We start from the raw sequence: 19,502 nt of genomic DNA on the forward strand, positions 1-19,502 counted from the left end.
ACAGAATACCTCACGTAATTGCATGTAAGCAATACGTGGGGTAGTATTTCTAATAGCATATCGTCAGATAATTCTCACACACTCACGACAAAAAGCATCTTCATTTATTAGCAATTGAAGAACTCTTCTGAAATTACTCATTTCATTATCCTCCGCAAGTTTCTGTTGGTTACTCTTTCCAATATGGCCAATCCTGAAATACATATCAATTGCTTTATCTATGCCACTAAGTATTGTTGGCATATCATAGATTTCTAAAATATCATCTTCTTCTTTGGCAACAAAATGTATAGGATAGTGTCTATGCCCTGTGGTCATTTTTGCCTCATGAAGTCCCTGTTTTCTATAGAATAGCATGGCACTTTTCTTTATATCGGCATCTAGAGTATCAGGTATCTTAATGTAGAGGGTGCCCCCTTTATACTTCCTATCTTCTAATTCTAAGTTAGGCGTGTTGTTCATAATCCATTCGGCTGCTAATTTAACAAATCCCTCAAAATAGGAAATTGCAATTACTGTCGAAGGAAGAAGTCCTAGATGTCCCAAATGCAGATTCTCATCAATTTGTTTCTTCAGCTTTTCCAATCCGCTTTCCAAAGAATTTGTCGCCACCTTTTCTCCCTGCTCATTTTTCTCTACTTCGTAGCGTGTTTGTGTGATACCCAACATATCTGTTGGGATCTTAACCGCGTTTTCAGCAATAACAAACGCACGGTCTAGCCCCACTCTTCCAAGAAAAAGACCATATTCAAAGAGGATATTGTCTCGTGGGGTTTCAAAGTTTTTATCTCGCACAATACCCTCATCATCTGCGGAGAAAACCATAAATCCGAAATCAAACAAACTTGCAGATTTGACAAGAGTTTCCAGAAAGGACTCATTATTTCTGAATACATCATCCGTCCAAAGAAAACACTCATAATCTGGAGAGAAATACCTCTTAATTCGTTCAGCAACTTTAAGTCCCTCCATAGAAGAACCAATAAAAACTCTTGGTTTCATACTTTCTCCAAATCAGTTTTAATCTTATACACTTCATCCTCTAGCATCTTTAATGCTTCTACTTTTTCAGGCTTCCCTTGGAAAACATATTCATCGCCAACAACAGATTTAAGCTGTCCTTCCTGATGGCCGTGCCATAAATAGAACATCGTAGACCACAAAATATGAACCAGACCTTTATAGTCGAGATAGATATAATCACGTACAGGAATTGAATAGCATATAGCATTTATATCAAAGCTTGTCAATGGAATTTCCTGTTCCGAATCAGTTCTTACATTTTTCAAGAAACGAATCATTCGCTTTAGGCGTCCATTGGTATCTGCACTTCTTGAATTAATCTTTGAGATACTCATAAATGGATAATCTGGGCCTTCCGCATATCCTTTATCTTTATTGTATATCTTAATTCCTAGTTCTTCTTTAGGCATATCATGCAAAACGTAATTCAGAGATTGAAACCATGAAGCTGTTACGATATCTACATCACGATGCAGATGCTTATTCCTTATTTTTACGGCTTTAGCGTGTGACGTATCACACTCATCATAGATGTATTTCATCGTCCTTTCAATATCTGCCCTAAGATTGGCTAAATCAGCATAACTATTTCCTTGATATTCAGAAAAGCACTGATTATATCTACTTAGTCGATAGACCTCTTGTGGTGTGTAATTCAGAGATGGACTTTGTATCTCCTTTCTAACTTTAGTTATTTCGGTATCATAGAACTTGTTGCAAAGCACCAGAAGGTCGATATCGCTAGCCCCCTTAATGTGAGTGTCTGTCATGACAGAGCCTTGGTACTCAAACGAGACATCTCTTAATACTCTTTCTAAATGTCCTTTTGCTGCTTCTCCAGCTTGCTTAGTCTTTTGAGTATAATCCTCATCGACTGCGCACATTGCTTTTTTTACATACTGGACAACGTCTCTGTCTGTAGATAGCAAACCACTATTACTAAAGTGTCTAGCTTCAAAAAGGGAAACTCTTTCTGGGTTATACCTATTCGAAAGAGTTATAAGTTTACTTTTATAATCCATACTAAAGATAAGTTGTTTTAATTATTCTCTACAAAGGTAAAAGCGAACTGTGTACTCTATTTTCACACTTCTGTTTCTATGCAGAAAAACTTACAGCTTCTCTTTGAGTTCTTCAGCATTGACCATAGTGGAGTAGAGATAGAGGGCAATGGCAGCGTGCAGAGCAGTAGGGAGTAATTCTTTGGGTAGCTCCACAGCTTTATGATTCTCCTTATTGCGCCACTCGTAGACCACTTGATAACATTGTTTGAAGGTCTCGTATTTGGGGTTCTTGCTGTAATATAGGCCTGCTATTTTGGGGAAGTGTTTTACCGTATCAATGAAAGCTGGTTCGTATCCGTTGTCTGTAAGTGGCACGGGGGTTCCCTCCTTGAGCCAGTAAATCTTCTTAAGAAAAGCCTCAAAACGAGATACAAGCTCTGTGTACCAAGAGCGATAATCACTCTCGCGATGCTCGGCACGATAGAGGCAGTTAATTGTCTGCTTGAGAATCTTGCCTAGAGCTTGTAGATCATTGATTGTCTCAGCCTCGAGTATTGCAAAGAATAGGCGAAGCACCTCATCAAAGGCGACAAAATGCTCTCCATCACAAAAGTCGGCGAAGTCAGTACGAAACTCAGTCTCAATGATAGACTTGAGTATCTCCTCATTATAGGGGGGATTGACTGCTTGTCTTACCTTCTCTCGAATAATCTCATTGAGCTGTTGCTGGAAGTCTTTGTTTTGGAAATAATGCTGCATCAGCTCTGTGTGCGTGAGCGTCATCTGGGTGATGGCTTGCTCGGTAGACTCATCGCAGTTTTGGTTCGCTGTGGCTTCATCATTACGCAGCATGGCATTGCGGACATCGTCGTCGTTTTTGACACGCTCGGTCAGCTCCTCTACCTGCTTGTGCACGAGCTCGCTGTCTTGCCAATCAATGTTGCCAAAGAGTTCATTGAAAGTAGACTCGATAACGCTGAGATGTTGCATATCCTCTTCGCTCACTTGGGTTATAGTAGATGTAGGTACGGGCTCGATCTCTGTATCTGTGTTCTGTAATAGAATGCTGCGCTCCTCTTGTTTCTGTAAGCGATAGGCTTCGAAGTCTACCGATTCGAGCAGCCCCTTGGTGAGGTCGTCGGTACCTAATACAGGTAGTTTGGGCAAGAGAAGAGAAAGTACGGTTTGTTTCTTTTCCCATTCAAGGCTTGCGGCGTCCATGATCGAAGCCAAAAAGTCGTAGGTACGCACATAGGCTTTGATTGCACTCTTGCAGGCGACTTTACTCTCATCATCTAGAGCGACGAAGCGGCCTCTCATCTCTGACAAGATAGGCTCGATAAGGCTACGCTCAGCCCCTGTCCAATAATAGACATTGATGGTCTCTACCTCTTGATGGCTATAGAGCTCGTATTGCTCTATCTCGGAGAGTAGGTCATTGAGCTTATTGGGGTCTGTCTCACGGCTAAGCAGGGTTGTTTTATAGTAAGGCTGAAAAGCTACCTCTATTTCCTCCATAGTATTGACAAAGTCTAGTATGAAGGTCTCCTCTTTCTTCGGGCACTTGCGGTTCAGGCGAGAGAGTGTCTGTACGGCTTTGACTCCAGCGAGAGGTTTATCGACATACATGGTATGGAGCAGGGGCTCGTCATAGCCCGTTTGGAATTTATCCGCCACGATGAGGAAGCGGTAGTTGCCACTGCGCACCCTGTCTTCAATCTCCGAAGAGGGAAATCCATTGAGACCTGATTCACTAACACGTATACCTTGATAGTCTACCTCCCCACTAAAGGCTACGATCGCCTCGTATTGCGAGCCTCTCTCAGCGAGCAATCGCTTGATCTCGTGGTAGTAGTCTATGGCACGTACGATGCCCGAGGTGCAGATCATACAGCGAGCCTCGCCCCCTATGCGATGAGCTACAGCGTGGTGAAAGTGCTCCACCATTACCTCTGACTTTTGGGCAATGGTCTCGGGTTGGCTCTCTACGAAATAGCGTAGCTTACGCATAGCTTGCTTGCGTTCAAACTCAGGGTCGTCCTCCACAGTCTTGCGTATGCGGTAATAGCTCTGATAGGTCGTATAGTTGCTGAGCACATCGTGAATGAAGCCCTCCTCGATGGCTTGACGCATCGTGTAGACATGGAAGGGGCAATGCCCCACCTCTCCATCTTCACGTGTAAAAGGTGTGCCAAAGATTTCGAGGGTTTTGTTTTTGGGCGTGGCGGTAAAGGCATAGAAGTTGGCATTGCTCGCCATCTTGCGCCCTCTGATTTGCCCCTCTATAAGGGCATTGATTTCGTCCTCGCTGTCGCTTGCCTCCTCAAGCTTCGCTCCCGATAGGATTTGATTGACAGCTGACCCCATTTTCCCGCTTTGGCTAGAGTGTGCCTCGTCTATGATAACAGCGAAGCGGCGATGGCTAAGTACTTGGTTTATGGAGTCTAGGATAAAAGAGAACTTTTGTACCGTGGTAATGATGATTTTGGTGCCACTCTCGAGCATCTGGCGTAGAGTGTCGCTCCTATCACTCCAACCTACAATATGCTCGCTGTGCGTAAAGGCTCTTACATTGTCGCGTGTTTGCTTATCTAGATTCTTACGGTCGGTGATGATCACCACGCTATCGAAGCTTGGGTTGGTTCCCTCCATAAGCTCAACGAGTTGATAAGCGAGCCATGCAATACTGTTGGACTTGCCAGAGCCTGCCGAGTGCTGTATGAGGTATCGCTTGCCTACCCCCACGGCTTGGCTCTCCTTGAGGAGCTGACGCACCACCTTGAGTTGATGCCAGCGTGGCCAGATGTAGCGACAGCTCTTGCCCTCGCTAATAGCTTGGGCATAGTGCTCCAAGATGTCGCTAAGACTCTCGCGTGAGAGGATCTGCTCCCACAGATAGGCAGTGCGTGGTCCGTTAGGGTTGATGGGGTTGCCTGCCCCATCGTCGTTGCCTTGGTTGAAGGGCAGGAACCAACTATCACGTCCTGCGAGCTTGGTACACATCTCTACCGTCTCATCGTCCAGGGCAAAGTGTACTGCGCATCGTCCTGGAGCAAAGAGTAGCTCTCTGGGATCTCTATCGCTACGATACTGGGCGACGGCATGGGCGGTGCTCTGGCAGGTGAATTGATTCTTTAGCTCCATCGTGAGGACGGGTAGCCCGTTGATGAGGAGGACGACATCGACAGATTGCCCCGGGCGTACCGTGCTGAAGTGCATCTGACGAATGACGCAGAAGCTATTCGCCTCATACAGCCTCTGTGCCTGAGTACTCAATGACGAGGGTAAGGGGATATACAGAGCGAATGTATTGCCCAGATGCTTGACCCCCTTGCGCAAGACATCGACTATACCACGCTTGCTGATCTCGTCCCTAAGCCTCTCGAGGAACTTAGCCTTATTGCGTGGCGTTGCAAATATCTGCGCAGAGTCAACTCGCTCGCCCTGGGTACGACACAAGAATGCCTCTAGTCGCTGAGGGTCTAAACCATAGGTCTTATCATAGTCATCGCTCTGCCCCGCTTCGTAGCCGTGCTGCTCGATGAGGTAGCGGGTGAGAAGTTCTTCGAGTGAACTTTCGTTGAGTTTTGTAGGCATAGTTATATCTAGTTTACTGGGGATTTATTCGGTTTGTACATTTATGCGCCCGAGTACGGCATCGCTAATCAAGCCTTGCTTAAGCTCTTTGACACGCTCTATCTCTTGGCGGTAGCTCTCGATAAGTTGATTTATCTGCTCAGTCTTCTCTGTGATGTAGGTGACAATAGCCTCTTGCTCCGAGAGGGAAGGTAGGGGGAGAGAGAGTCTTCTAAGTTCACTCCAATTTAAGTTTTGCCTCAATCCACTTCCCATACCATAAAAGACTTTTTTTATGTCAGCTGTATGTAGTTCGTAGTACAAATAATCAGGTATTATTATATTGCTAGGAAGAAGGCTTAGATAGGCTGAAGTGATAATGCCTTCTTGTGTGCATAGACCTACTCTCAAACTCGTCTGATCATTTTGTAGATCCGTGAGACGCAGAACTATATTGCCTTGTCTAATAACTTGATAGGAATCATAGGATGAAGGAAGTAAACCCTCTGTTGTATTTATATCTTTCTGGACGATTCTTCCATAACTCAAAGAAAGCAAATTTTGATGCTTAATGTTCTTATTGGAAACAAAGTATTCCTTTGACACTTGAGATAACCTCTTCACCTCCCAGTGCTGTGGAATGTCGCCGAGCCAAGGAATGCCAGAGGGACGAAGAGCGACATCGGATTGAATGCCTCGGGTGACAGCTTGAGCAATGATGGCTTCGCGAAGCTCTTTAAGGCGAAGTATCTGCTCTTCTTTCTTCGAGATAAAGCGATCTATCTTAGCCGTCTTCTCCTCCAAATACGACACAATCGCCTCCTGCTCCGCAAGGGGTGGGAAAAGTAGATAATTCCGCTTGAGTATTGTTTTAGTAATGCTAAAAACCTTTATGCCATTTAATGAGCTTTGAATACAACTTCTCCAAAAGCTTGCCTGAAATAGGAACGCATAATACTGCGGATGAGCTATTCCCATTGGACGAGCAATAATCGTATGATAACCAGCAAAAATATGACTATCACGATCATTAAACGCATAATTGCCAGCTCCAGCTAAATCTTCAGATGTATCTGCGAATACAAAATCAAATTTTTGCAGAAGAGACTGAGGGCTATATTCCAGGTATTCTGCTGGAACATATTTAATAAGGTCATCTGAGATAACCCTACCCGAGTTATTTTTAGAGTGAATCTGTCCATAGTTAATGACAGGAACTCCTCCCGTGGTTAAATCGGCTTTTGTGATAGATAATCCTTTGCCAAAAGAGAAGAATCGACCAAGAGGTTTTACCTCCCAGTGTTTAGGTATCTGTCCTATCCAGCTAATGCCGCTGTCCTTATAGGCTTGATATGCTTTCATGAACAAGAGCTATTAGAGGTCTAAGATTTGAGCTAGAAGGCCATCAGTCTCTGCCTCGATGGCTCGAATATCCGCTGTGATGTCGGCAAGGGGGCGTAGCTCTTGTGGTTTGTAGAAATACTTTGTAAACGAGAGTTCGTAGCCGATCTTGGTTTCTGCTACATAGGCATCGGGCGCATAGGGTAAGACTTCCTGCTGCATAAACGCCTCGATTCCCCCCTCATAGCTTAGAGGTACCTGCTCGGTATCGCTGAGGTTTTTGTCCGCCTCGCCCGAGACGGGCTTACAGCTAGGATCGATAGTTGTGATGCAGTCGCGCAGTTTTTTGAGGAGGTTTTTGGGCATTTTGCCTAACGCCTTGGCATAGGCGTCCCAATCGTCTAAGGGTGTCGTGTCGGGTACAGCCTCGATGGCACGGTGACAAGCCTCTTGCTCCTTGGCGGTGAGCTTGCTCTTGCTGAGGTCTGCCTCGGGATGTATACGTAGGCGCAAGGGACGCTCTACAGATAGCTCCCAGTAGCCAAACTCTTCGTTGGGGAAGATCTTACTCTCTGGTGTCTCTTCGAAGCGCATCAGCAGGTCTAGGATACGCTGGCGGTCGCTGGGGCTGGTCTCGCAGTTTTTCTCTCCCAAGTTTTTGCGTAGGGGTGTCTTTATAGCTGTGGCATCTATGAGCTGTACCAGCCCACGGCGTCGAGGTTCCTTACGGTTGGTGATGACCCAGATGAAGGTGCCAATACCTGTGTTGTAGAAAGCTCGCTCCGGCATAGCAATAACTGCCTCTAGGAGGTCATGCTCGATAATGTAGCGGCGTAGGTTGCTCTCGCCCCCACCTGCACTGCCCGTAAAGAGGCTAGATCCGTTGTGCACTTCGACAATGCGTGTGCCGAGCTCGGTATCCTCTTTGATGCGAGAGAGGTTGTTGGCAAGGAAAAGCATTTGTGGGTCTCCGATATTGGGGATGAAGCTGATGGGTCCCTGTCCGTGCTTCTCAGTGAGTACAAAGCGGGCATCGGATACACGGTCTTTCTCCTTGTCACTGAGTCCCCAAGCCCTAAGATCCTCCTTCCATGGCGTGCCAAAGGGAGGGTTCGAGATGCAGAAGTCAAACTTCATGCCTGGGTGTCCGTCTCTACTGATGGTAGAGCCACAGCAAAAACGCTGACGCTCTGCCCCTGCGTGACGGTAGCTAAAGTTCGTTCCCTCGGTGGAGAGCATCAGGTCTGCCTTGCAGGTCGCATAGGTCTCGGGCTGTAGCTCCTGCCCATAGAGGTCTATCTTGACCTGCTTGTCGGCACGCTCTGCAATAGAGCGTATGCTCTGCTCTGCGATCGAGAGTATGCCTCCCGTACCACAGGCAGCATCGTATATACTATAGGTAGCAGACTCTATGCGGTCAGCAATAGGCAAGACTGCAATGTCTGCAAGTAGGGCTACATAGTCTCGAGGGGTGAAATGCTCCCCAGCCTCTGTGACGCTGTTCTCCTCATTGAATTTGCGCAGTAGCTGCTCAAAGAGCGTCCCCATGGTATGGTTGTCTACCCCAGGGAGGAGCACCTCTCCATCAGCATCAAGGACGGGCAATATGCCCAGATTGATACGCTCGTCGGTAAACTTCTCGATAAGTGTGCCTAGACGCCCTGCATCACTAAGGTTGTCTACCTGCTGCTTAAACTTAAACTTCTCGATAATGTCCTGTACATCGTGAGAGAAGCCGTCGAGATACTCAATAAAGTTTTGCTTGAGGCGTAGGGCATTGGTCTCGCCTCGTAGGCTACGCATGGTGAAGGAGGAGGTGTTGCAAAAAGGGTAGCCCGTCGTCTGAAAGAGAAACTTCTCCTGTATAGCCTCATTTAGCCCCATCTTTAGGAGCTTCTTCCTCTGATCTAAGACAGCGGTATGTGTAGGCTCTAGGAGGATATCAAGGCGGCGCAAGACCATCATCGGTAGGATAATCTTCTTGTAGTCCCCTTTGGTGAAGGCTTGTACCAGTATATCGTTGGCTATGTTCCAAACGAAAGAGAAAAGCTGATTATACTGTTGCGTATTCATTATTCTTTACTGATGATTTATGATTTCATTTGCAAACTTAAAACTAATCTGTGCAGTCTATTTACATAGTTTGATATAAGTTGTAAGTGGCTTTAATTTTCTCTGCGATTTCGTGACGGAAACTCTCTGGGGCAAGCACCTCTACATCTGGGCCAAAAGAGAAGATTTGCTGTGTTAGTTCAGGAGTAGGGATAACAGAGATCGAGATGGTACAAGGAGTACTCAATAATTTCTGAGAAACATGTATCGGTTTAGAACTCACATAGGGAAATCTTTTCTCAGAGAACCGTAAAATAAGTTCAATCGGCTTATGTGAATCGTAAGGAACAGAAACGCCCACAATATGCTCAAAATAAGCTTCGAAGTCGGTATCTTCATTAGGGATAAATTCTATAGCAAGAGTTTTAACTGCTTTGATTCGATCTAAAGCATACGTTTCTATCTTTCCCTTCTCCGTATTTAATCCAAATAGGAACCATCTACCGTTATATTGCTTCATAAAGTAAGGATGAACAGGACAAATACGCTTGGTTTTACCATATGGTTCATAAGCTAACTCAATGACTTGACGATGAAGTGTGGCATCAATGAGGGGAGAGAGATGCTCCAACCCTTGTAGTTGCTCATTTTCCTCAAAAGCGACTAGTCTTTCAGCGTTGTTCTTGATCCCAAATCGGTATTCAAGATTAGAGATGACCTCCTCTAACCAAGCGTGAGTAGTACTGCCCCGAAAGCGACCGAGCATATCTATTACGGACTGGAGAGTCTGTACCTCTTTTACGGATAAATCGTTGTTATAGATAGAATAACTGTCATCAGAGTAATGTATATAATGCTTCCTACTCGGTCCCTTATATGATTCAATAGGGGCGCAATAAGGTCGATAAGTTAACTCTTCCAAATCTTTTTGAATAGTACGCTTGCTAACTGTCTTTCCTAGCAAATCCAACAATTGTCGATTAACCTCATCAACCAAGTCATAAATAGTATATTTTCTTAGTCTATCACTCAAGCAACGGTCAATAATGCGGTAACGCACCTCTGCATCTTTATTTGTAGGCATAGAGCAATCGCGTTTTATTTATTACTCCTATCGGAGATTAGTTCTATATACTGTTCCTGCATCTCCCCAGGAAGGAAGCTCTGGCGGATGCAGGCTTCCCATTCGGGGAGGATGTGTTGGAAGCGAGCGAAAATATTGTCACACACTTTCTCATCTAGTCCAGAGGCTGTCATCGCTTCGAGGAAGTGTTGGCGAGTGAGTTTGCGCTTTTTGCCACAGAGGGTCAATGCAAGTTCTTCTGTATCCTCAGGAATAACAAGTGCCGTAGACAGCAGGTCGTAAGCTGGAGTGAGTTGATATTCATTTCCCTCTGGAGCATAGAGCGAGTAATTCTTGAGGTGCATATCGGCATTACCTATCAGCCACGAAAAGAGTACCTGCTCCCAGTACTTGACAAGATCAAGTTTTGGCACAGAGCTATACTTGGAGATCAGCTTGGCTACCTGCTCGTGTGAGCCTTTGTATTTATATTCGGTCAGACGCTCTGAGAGCTGGCACATATCTTCCATTGGGAGCTTTTCCCCTTGCCCTGTTCGGTCTATGCGACGAGTGATATAGCATAGTTCGCCATTGCTAAATCGCATCAGTCCATGAGGAACTGTTTCTATCTTGGCAATCTCTGCAAGGTGCATCGACACATCTTCCAGCTCGGGGAGATGCGGATAACGCTCTGTTTGAGGTTTAAGAATAAACCGTCCCCACAGGCCCACGATGGTAAATCGCTTGGGGGAATGGCTCATCCGATCAAAGTCAAGAGATAGCTTGGGTTGTATTCCTGTCACTGTGGTCTGCGAACGAACAACCTCGTCTGCCAATGCTCGTACCTCACCACTTGTATAAGGCAATATCGGTGCTTGGGGCGTTCCAAACAATTTGCGACAACACTTGGCATGGTAATCTACCTCTCCATTAACCAAAGGTTCGTAGCAGTATAAACATTTATTCTTCATCTTCAGTTGTATTTAGAGGTTCAATACTTACCGCTCCAATACAGTCTCGACAACAAGCCAACAGTAAAGCCATTCGATCTCTTGCTTCTATTTTCCAATTCTTCTGAGCAATATCTAATAACCATCCCTCAGGGATAAGTCCGTCAAAGAATGGATGAAGAGTATTACTTTGAAAAGGTTCCTCTCGCAAAGGCATTGTTAAGCTTATGCCTTGAGCTTCGGGCATAGTCAGATAGTCCTTGTCGTAAGCAAAGGAATAGCCCTCATCACTTTCTGTGAGAATGCCTGCCTTGAGCCTCTTCCAATAAACAATAGCCTGCTTCATACTTCATCTCCTTCTCGTTTCATTGGTACAGGTCCACACTCAGAACCGAAAAGTTCAAAGACTTTATTGACTTTATCAAGGCGAAGCGTGGTCTTGCCTTGCTCCAGTTCACGAACGAAGCGTAGCCCCACTCCTGCCTTTTCAGAGAGGTCTACCTGTGTCAGTTTATATTTCTTGCGCATCTCTTTCACGTACTGCGCTATAATCGTCCTCGCCTCCATATAGAATCAACTTTTACCTTATCAGTAGTAGATATGAGAAATAGAATCTATATCAGGACATCATTTAATTAGTGCTAATAGCTGTGTCGTAATTGGAGTTAACTGATTAGCGACTACACTTGTAGCTACACCTTGAACAGCATTCAATGCTAACTTCAAAGCATTCTTCCCCCAAGAAGACTTCTTACATTCTTCAGTAATGGCTTCAACCGCTATCTGCAAATCTTCGTTGTTGATTTTTTTTGATTCGATTATAAGTTGATCTACTAAACTTTGAATTACTCTCTGTTGTTCGGCGTCAGAGATACAAAATGCAGGATTGTTTTCAGAAATATTCCCTGTACTAACAGTCCCATTACCTGTATTAGCTACCACTGCATTTATGTTGTATGTATTCATTATCTGGTTTATTTCTTTTTGTCCTTCTATTTTTGAAAAATCTATTCCCGCATCAACTTTCTTGTCAAGGTCTAAAAAAAACGATAGAAGCTTTGACTTAAAGGCGTCCAACACCCCAGCAAGAGAAGCACTTGAAATTTCTTGCCATACTCTCTCCACATTGCCTCTAACGTATTTACTAACCTCGTTATATGCTATAGCAGGACAGCCAACAGAGAGCATTCCTCCGCCTTTGTTATCAGAAAGACTTTCTATTTCTGACAACGACTGAACAATATCAACATGATACATATAATCGTTGATAAATTGCTCAGAAAAAATTCCATTTGGAATTGTGTAGTTTTTGTAAATCCCATGGAATGGGATAGATATGTCCGCCTTAACAGTGGCATTTAGCCTTCTGTATTTAGGGATATTTTCGGCCCTTGGATACCCATTTTGCTCGTTGTGTATCCACTCTTCAAATTCCTTGTTGTTCAGTTTTGATGCTATTATTTGCGCCTTTAATAAGAGCGTTTTAATCGGTTTGTCTTCTCCTAAATCTTGAATAATCTTATTTATCAGTTCTTTCATATGAGCTTGGCAAATTAGTTAGTTATCTTGATACTCTTTGTTTTCATACTTCATCTCCTTCTCGTTTCATCGGCACAGGACCACACTCCGAGCCAAAGAGTTCGAATACTTTATTGACTTTATCAAGGCGAAGCGTGATTTTCCCCTGCTCCAGTTCACGCACAAAGCGTAGTCCCACTCCTGCTTTCTCAGAGAGATCTACTTGTGTCAGTTTATATTTTTGGCGCATCTCTTTTACGTATTGCGCTATGATTGTCTTCGCTACCATCTTATATCAATTACTTGAAGTTCCACGTTCTGAATATGTACATGAAACGCCCTTTTTATGTACACGTTCTACAAACATGTACACGAAATGCCTCTTTTGAGTACATATTCCAGGCATGTCATTGTACATCGTACACTTCTTTAAAGGTCATTATATACCTTATCAGTGGCAAATATAAGGAATGGGAATCAATTATACCCCTTTTCGGGGATATTATTTGAATAAAATACGGGATTATACCCAAGAGGGGGGATTGTAATATTTTCCCTACATTATTTTGCTTTAATGTGCTCCGAAATGGGTACTTTTGCAGTGGGCAAGCGTGCTAAGTACAAATGGGAGGTGTTGTAATCTATTGATTTATAGATTGTAACACCCAAAAGAAGATTGAAAGACTGAGAACTAAGCCATGCGGTACAAGTATGTAAATCCTTATAAAACAGTGAGATAAAACTGTTTCCCCATTTATTTAAGGGGTATTTGTACCGATTAAAAAGCTAATCGTCTAATTGATAGAGAGGTAAATATATTGCATCGGCAAGTAACGTTTTTGAGTTACCACAGAGGGAAAGTTCGTGGAAGATATTTTCCTACATCAATGGAGCATCCGGCGTAGAATCCAAATCTTGTGTATGTTGCATACAGGTTTAGGTGCTTGAGGTTTATGATCATCATCGCTCCGAAGTCGAATCCTCTCTTTCTCTCGGAAAGATCAGTGCCATATTTTCGGAATGAGGCGTAGCCGATTAGTGGAGCAATTCGGAATCTGTCGTGTATAGGGATCTGATAACCGGCGTGAAGAAGTGTACCTTTAGTCTTGATCTTTTCTCCTAAGCGAGTGGAGTGTTGCTCTCTGGGCAGCCCGATCATGTAGCTGATGAAGCCTCCACAAAGATTGATGTTTAGAGCGATACCGAGATTAGGTGCCATCTCTTTTTGCATTTTCAGTGTGCCAAAGCCGATGCCGATGAAAGATTCGTGATACACGTCTTCAAAGTTGAAGAATGGGCTTGTCTGCGCCTTTAGTCGGCACGATATAGAGAGGAGGATGAGAGGGAGTATGAGTATGAGCTTCGCTTTCATTGTTGTGAAGAGTTGTGAGATCTTGCTGTGAGTTCCAAGATACGAATTTTATTGACCCAGTGTTGTCTACACTCGTTGATATGTACCGTAGAGTTTGGGGAGATTTACTCCTGTTTTCTATCTGGACTGTATTTGATTCAAACTGATCATGTTTATCTCTTTGTAAGTGAAAAAGATATTGTACATTCGTAGCAAAGCGATATTTTAATAAAAGCTTTTCAGTGTATTGAAGCTTTTTTGTTTAGAGTATTTATGTCCCCAAAATAGAGATGTCATGATAGATACTTCAAAGAATCTTATATTTATACATGGAGAGAATAAGACTGCTCAAGTGGAGTGGATCCATGGAAAAGAGAAGTGGTATTATGTCAAGTTTCACGGATCCGATCAGAAGTACAGATATAGCTGTGAGAGTATTCTTTGGTTAAAAGATCCGAGGGGTGTCGATATCAGCGATAGTCGTATTTATATTCGTAACAAGAGAGTTTACGATGTAGAAAAGGTCTTGGTTTTTGTTCATGGATACAGGAATTATTGGCATGTAACACATAAAAACGGCTATAAGCAGATCCTTGTTGATGGCGAGCTGGTTATTAGAGAGTCATGTCTTAAAGATAAACGTTCAAGTGATGTTTTTGAGTACCTGAAGGCGGTAGCTTCAACTAATATTTTAGGTAAAGAAGAGGGTAAGAGCAGTGAAGGAATTCTTGAGAGACATTATGAGAGTATCGGCTTTATAGATAAGGATATTGCTTTGGCTTCTTACTTGAATCCGGGAAGAGGGATAAAGAAGAGTAAGAGTTCAAAACTGATTTTCCCATTTGGGTGTAATGCCAGCCAAAAGAAAGCGGTTGTTTCGGCTTTTGAAAGTCAGATCAGTGTTATTCAGGGGCCTCCGGGTACGGGAAAGACTCAGACAATACTGAACATAATTGCAAATATTGTAGAGAGGGATCAGACGGTATTGGTTGTGTCTAATAATAACTCGGCAATAGCCAATGTTTATGAGAAGTTGAACAAGTTTGGATTTGGGTTCATAGTTGCTCCGTTAGGAAAAAAAGAGAATCGGGATCTGTTCATGGCCAATCAACCTCAGGTTCCGGTAGAAATAAAAGAGTGGAAGTTCAGCCGGTCGGAAGAGCGAATGGTGAAAAATAGGCTTGATTCTACACTATCTAAGCTTGATAAAATCTTTTCTTGGCAAGAAAAACTTGCCATGTCGAAGCAAGAGTTACAGTCCATTGAATTGGAATGGAAACACTTTTGTAGGGAGCAACAGATTGATGAGGGAGTGTTAGAACAACCCTTGAAATCTGTAAAATCGTCACACTTTCTTCGTTTGTGGATACAGTTTCAGGAGTATGAAGCTCATGAAAAATCTCTTTCTCACAACTTCTTGTCCAAGCTATTAGGAGCTTTGAAATGGAGATGGATGAGCTTGGCAGGAAAGTATTTTCTGAAGCTTGATATGCAGTTTGAAAAAGAGAAATTAAGTACAATCATTCCGGAACTACAGAGACTATTTTATATACATAGGATCGCTGAACTGAAAGCAAATATTGTAAGCTTAGAGACATCTCTAAGATCTTACGATGCCAAGAAAGAGGCTGAAGAACTTAATCAGGTTTCATTGCAGCTTTTTAGGGATAAATTGTTCAATAAGTATGAGAAGAAGCCTCGTACTGTCTTTCCTTTTTTATTCTTGGAGGACGATTATGAGTCTCTTTTAGAGCAGTATCCGGTTGTTCTAAGTACAACGTTTTCTTCACGAAACTGTATTGTCGGCGATATTCTGTTTGATTATCTCATAATGGACGAGGCTTCTCAAGTTTCTGTTGAAACCGGAGTTTTAGCCATGTCTTGTGCTAAAAATGCGATAATTGTAGGGGATACATTGCAGTTGCCCAATGTCGTTACAAAAGAGGATAGAATAAAGCTTGATCTTATAGCCAAAGAGTTTGATATTCCGGAAGGATACGATTGTGCTAAGAATAGTTTTTTACACTCTATTTGCAAGATTGTTCCGAATGTGCCTCAGACACTACTTAGAGAACATTATCGTTGTCATCCTCGTATTATCAACTTCTGCAACCAAAAGTTTTATGGTGGAAATCTTTTGATTATGACAGAGGATAGCGACGCTCCGGATACGCTCTGGGCTGTTAAGACATCTTTAGGAAATCATGAACGTAACCATTATAATCAAAGGGAAATAGATGTAATAAAGAGAGAAGTATTACCTGTTTTATCTGATGTTGAAGATATTGGAATTATAGCTCCATATAACGCACAGATTGAGGAGCTGCAACAACAGATTCCGGACGTTGAGTCGGCAACAATTCATAAGTTCCAAGGAAGAGAAAAGGATACTATAATCATGAGTGTTGTAGATGATCAGATCACGGAATTTAGTGATGATCCCAATCTTCTGAATGTGGCCATTTCAAGAGCAAAAGAGAGATTTTGTTTGGTTGTTTCCGGTAATGAACAGGAATTGAAAGGCAATATAAGCGAACTTCTATCTTATATTGAGTACAATAATTTTGCGATAACGGAGAGTAAGATTCACTCTATTTTTGACTATCTGTATAGCCATTATACCCAACAACGTTTGGCTTTTATTAAGAATCATCCAAAGATTTCCAATTATGATTCTGAGAACTTAACATTTGCCTTGATAGATAAAGTCCTCACAGAGAACAGTGAATATAATCACTTGCTTCCGCTTTGTCATGTACCACTATACCGCATCATCAGGGATACGTCTCTTATGGATGAAGAAGAGAAGACTTACTTTTCAAACTATGGTACTCATGTTGATTTTCTCATTATCAATCGTGTCAGCAAAAAGCCGGTTTTGGCTATAGAAACAGATGGATATTTATACCATAATAAGCAGACAGAGCAGTATCAGAGAGACTTGAGAAAAGATCATATACTGGTTTTATATCAGATTCCTCTTTTGCGTTTTTCAACGGTGGGTAGCGATGAAAAGCAAAAACTTATAGAGGCTCTTGACATGGCTCTCGAAAAAACTAATGTGTCCTGAAAAAATTGATAGTATGGGATGAAAAAGAGGAAAATTAGGTGATAAAGCTAAAGAGTTCTTTTGGATCATGCTGTACAATAGAAGTATTGTAATGCCTAAATAGTACCATAAGAAAGAATACAAGAAGAGTCCATATTATTCATGTTATTTGATAGAGTTTTTTCCCACAGTCTGTAGAGTAGAAAAAGACTCCTGTGATCCGGTAGATACAGTCAACTCTTAATATAGGTGTCAAATAAAGAGAACTATTTCTCTTCAAATCCAAGCCGGATAGCGAAAAGGAGATAAGCGAAAAATGGGTTTGAAGTGTGTTGATAGAGGCTCCCTTATGCCTTGAAGCAGAGTCTTATTCTCATGATTTGTCATAGCTTTATTCCTTATTGATATTTTGCAGGTATAGTATTTGTGCAAATATATGTATTATATATTTAATATTCTTGTTGCTTGTCTTGCTATTCTTTAGGGTCGTGCCGTTTGTTAGCTATTATCCTTATATTTGCGTGATGATACGATCTGTTTATCCTCTAACAGCTAAACTTTTAGAAGCAGATTTACGTGTAAGAAATATAGACAACCTAACACATCTTTTACATGAAGAAGATTTTTTTTGCTGCAAGCATTGTTCTTGCAGTTGTATTGGGGAGTGCATGCTCTCAAAAGACAATCTCCGATAAGTATTTCATAAAGGGTACTATACCCGATGTGGCAGAAGCCAACGGGAAGTATATCTATATGTACGATACTCAAAACAGAATATTGGATAGTGCCAAGATAGAAAACAATTCGTTCAGATTTGAAGGAGAGGTAATTGACAGTATTTCCATTGTTAATATAGAACAAGATCATGGTGGCTTTTTTGCTCCAGCGATATTGGAATCAGGAGAGATCTCGTTGAATCTTGCAGATGTTTCCGGTCGAGGGACACCACTTAACGAGGCTCTTTTTGAGTATTTGTCTAATCTTGAAGAGCTTCAGATTAAGACCATGAAGTATATCGACTCTTTTGACCATGACTCTATCTTTATCGGCAAGAATATTGATAGCCTGCAAGAAGCAAGCATTGTGGCTTATCAGGATGAGGTCATGGATTACTCCGTAAAGATGTTTAAAGAGCATCCTAACGATCCTGTCGGAGCTTATATTTGGAGCCATTGTTCAAGTTTAATCATTGAAAAACCGGAACTAGCCAATAGGTTCATTCCTTTTGCAGGAGATTACGTTAAGAACTATCCGATAGTTAAGGCTCAGATAGAACTGATAGAGAATACAGAAAAAACGAAAGAAGGAAATCTGTTTACCGACTTTTCCGGAAAAGATGCAGATGGGGTATCCAAGATGTTTAGCGAATATGTAGGCAAGGGGCACTATGTTTTAGTGGATTTTTGGGCTTCATGGTGTGCGCCGTGTAGACAGGAAATGCCGAGAATGATGGGGGTCTACAAGAAGTATAAACCTCTTGGACTTGAAATCCTCGGAGTAGTTGTGTGGGACAAGGTAGAGGATCACAAGATCGCTGTAAGAGATATGGAGATCCCTTGGTCACAGATGCTTAGCGAAGAAGCTCCAACTCTTTATGGTGTTCAGGGTATTCCTTATATCATGCTTATAGATCCACAAGGCAAGATTGTAAAGCGCGGACTTCGCGGACAAGCCATTGAGGTGGCTTTGGAAGAGGCTCTGAAGGCAAACGGAGGTAAGCTGTAATAGCTCTTTGATGGTATGCTTCAAACGGATTGGACCGGATGTAGTAGTGAAAACATTGTGATGACGCCAGTCTTGGATAAGGATGAAATGATGTGATTATGACTTTCAAATAGAAGCATACTTCTTATATAAGAAAGGGCTTAAATATAATATCGCTCAAGTGAATTTATTTTCTCTTGAGCGATGTTGTTTTCAGCCCTTTTTAGAAGAGCATTTTTATATATTCCATCCCGGAAAATACTCACTTTTTTATCCTCTCTCTATTTGCTTCGGAGGGGGTGTTTTCAGAGCATGACCAAGTTGTTAAAATCTCCCCGTTTTATTGACAAAAATTCCGATACCTGTTCACTCAAAACGCTAAACGAGCATATTCTTTCGGCTTAACGTGTTTAATTTTTCAATGAACACGTTTAGCGATTTCATTAAACACGTTTACCGGATTCGATTAACGTGTTTAGAATTTTTACTTATGGTGTTGATAATTAGTGATTTGAGGTTTTCACCCTCTTTTTTGCCCATTTTAGCCGCAAAAGTGTATTAGGTTTTGTTTACAAATGGGCGTATTGAATTTTACACCAATTAACGCAAAAACAGCCCCTAAATCCGACCGAGAGGAGAAAAGTTCTCAAATACGATATTTTTATATATTGCTGTTTATAAGTGATTTATGGTTTATTGTTCACTTCTGATCTGTAACAAGGTGTGGAGAGATTCGCATTTTTCGGAGCTTTTTCTGACTTCATTTTTATATAAAAACTCCCTCGAAAAGTCTGCTTAATCAGCCCCCAAAAAAGGAGAATAAATACTATTAAGATTGCTATGGAGATATACTATTTTTATTCCCTATGGC

General features: G+C 42.3%; 14 protein-coding genes. 2 read left to right on the plus strand and 12 right to left on the minus strand.

Going from position 1 to position 19,502, the window contains the following annotated elements; all coding sequences use genetic code 11:
- Positions 1–63 precede the first annotated feature (63 nt).
- The 12 genes from HQ39_RS00505 to HQ39_RS00560 all read right to left on the minus strand — a co-directional run bounded on the left by HQ39_RS00505 (position 64) and on the right by HQ39_RS00560 (position 13,899).
- Entirely contained in the window at positions 64–1,002 is a 939-nt protein-coding gene (locus HQ39_RS00505) for an STING domain-containing protein (protein WP_036862645.1), read from the minus strand.
- A complete protein-coding gene (locus tag HQ39_RS00510; protein WP_036862646.1) occupies positions 999–2,045 on the minus strand; it encodes a nucleotidyltransferase domain-containing protein in 1,047 nt (348 codons plus the stop codon). Before HQ39_RS00510 ends, HQ39_RS00505 begins: the two co-directional genes overlap by 4 nt.
- Before the next feature lie 90 nt (positions 2,046–2,135).
- Positions 2,136–5,624 carry a type I restriction endonuclease subunit R gene (locus HQ39_RS00515; RefSeq protein WP_036862647.1) on the minus strand — a complete coding sequence of 1,163 codons (3,489 nt, stop codon included), beginning with the start codon at positions 5,622–5,624 and terminating at the stop codon, positions 2,136–2,138.
- A gap of 24 nt (positions 5,625–5,648) precedes the next feature.
- Positions 5,649–6,965 carry a restriction endonuclease subunit S gene (locus tag HQ39_RS09095; protein WP_052079272.1) on the minus strand — a complete coding sequence of 439 codons (1,317 nt, stop codon included), beginning with the start codon at positions 6,963–6,965 and terminating at the stop codon, positions 5,649–5,651.
- 12 nt (positions 6,966–6,977) lie between these two features.
- Positions 6,978–9,017 carry a class I SAM-dependent DNA methyltransferase gene (locus HQ39_RS00525; RefSeq protein ID WP_036862651.1) on the minus strand — a complete coding sequence of 680 codons (2,040 nt, stop codon included), beginning with the start codon at positions 9,015–9,017 and terminating at the stop codon, positions 6,978–6,980.
- Between the two features lie 61 nt (positions 9,018–9,078).
- Positions 9,079–10,080 carry a helix-turn-helix transcriptional regulator gene (locus HQ39_RS00530; protein WP_036862653.1) on the minus strand — a complete coding sequence of 334 codons (1,002 nt, stop codon included), beginning with the start codon at positions 10,078–10,080 and terminating at the stop codon, positions 9,079–9,081.
- A gap of 14 nt (positions 10,081–10,094) precedes the next feature.
- On the minus strand, positions 10,095–11,030 hold the full coding sequence (locus tag HQ39_RS00535; RefSeq protein WP_036862654.1) for a HipA domain-containing protein: 936 nt from the start codon (positions 11,028–11,030) through the stop codon (positions 10,095–10,097).
- Positions 11,020–11,355, minus strand: a complete 336-nt coding sequence (locus tag HQ39_RS00540) for a HipA N-terminal domain-containing protein (protein WP_036862656.1) — start codon at positions 11,353–11,355, stop codon at positions 11,020–11,022. Before HQ39_RS00540 ends, HQ39_RS00535 begins: the two co-directional genes overlap by 11 nt.
- The gene (locus HQ39_RS00545; RefSeq protein ID WP_036862658.1) at positions 11,352–11,576 is read right to left on the minus strand and encodes a helix-turn-helix transcriptional regulator; all 225 of its coding nucleotides are present in this window, start codon (positions 11,574–11,576) and stop codon (positions 11,352–11,354) included. Before HQ39_RS00545 ends, HQ39_RS00540 begins: the two co-directional genes overlap by 4 nt.
- 60 nt (positions 11,577–11,636) lie before the next feature.
- The gene (locus HQ39_RS00550; RefSeq protein WP_036862660.1) at positions 11,637–12,548 is read right to left on the minus strand and encodes a hypothetical protein; all 912 of its coding nucleotides are present in this window, start codon (positions 12,546–12,548) and stop codon (positions 11,637–11,639) included.
- 43 nt (positions 12,549–12,591) lie between these two features.
- Complete coding sequence (locus tag HQ39_RS00555) at positions 12,592–12,816, minus strand: helix-turn-helix transcriptional regulator (protein ID WP_036862662.1); 225 nt, start codon at positions 12,814–12,816, stop codon at positions 12,592–12,594.
- 555 nt (positions 12,817–13,371) lie between these two features.
- Positions 13,372–13,899: a hypothetical protein gene (locus HQ39_RS00560; RefSeq protein WP_036862663.1), complete on the minus strand. Its 528-nt coding sequence runs from the start codon at positions 13,897–13,899 to the stop codon at positions 13,372–13,374.
- A 274-nt stretch (positions 13,900–14,173) separates the two neighbouring features.
- On the opposite strand from HQ39_RS00560, the gene HQ39_RS00565 reads away from it, so the two are divergent.
- On the plus strand, positions 14,174–16,948 hold the full coding sequence (locus tag HQ39_RS00565; protein ID WP_036862665.1) for an AAA domain-containing protein: 2,775 nt from the start codon (positions 14,174–14,176) through the stop codon (positions 16,946–16,948).
- 591 nt (positions 16,949–17,539) lie between these two features.
- Positions 17,540–18,652, plus strand: coding sequence for a TlpA disulfide reductase family protein (locus HQ39_RS00570; RefSeq protein WP_036848805.1), 1,113 nt, complete (start codon positions 17,540–17,542; stop codon positions 18,650–18,652).
- The last annotated feature ends 850 nt before the right edge of the window (positions 18,653–19,502 follow it).

The organism is Porphyromonas sp. COT-108 OH2963, assembly GCF_000768895.1.
In the GTDB taxonomy this organism is placed as follows: domain Bacteria; phylum Bacteroidota; class Bacteroidia; order Bacteroidales; family Porphyromonadaceae; genus Porphyromonas_A; species Porphyromonas_A canoris.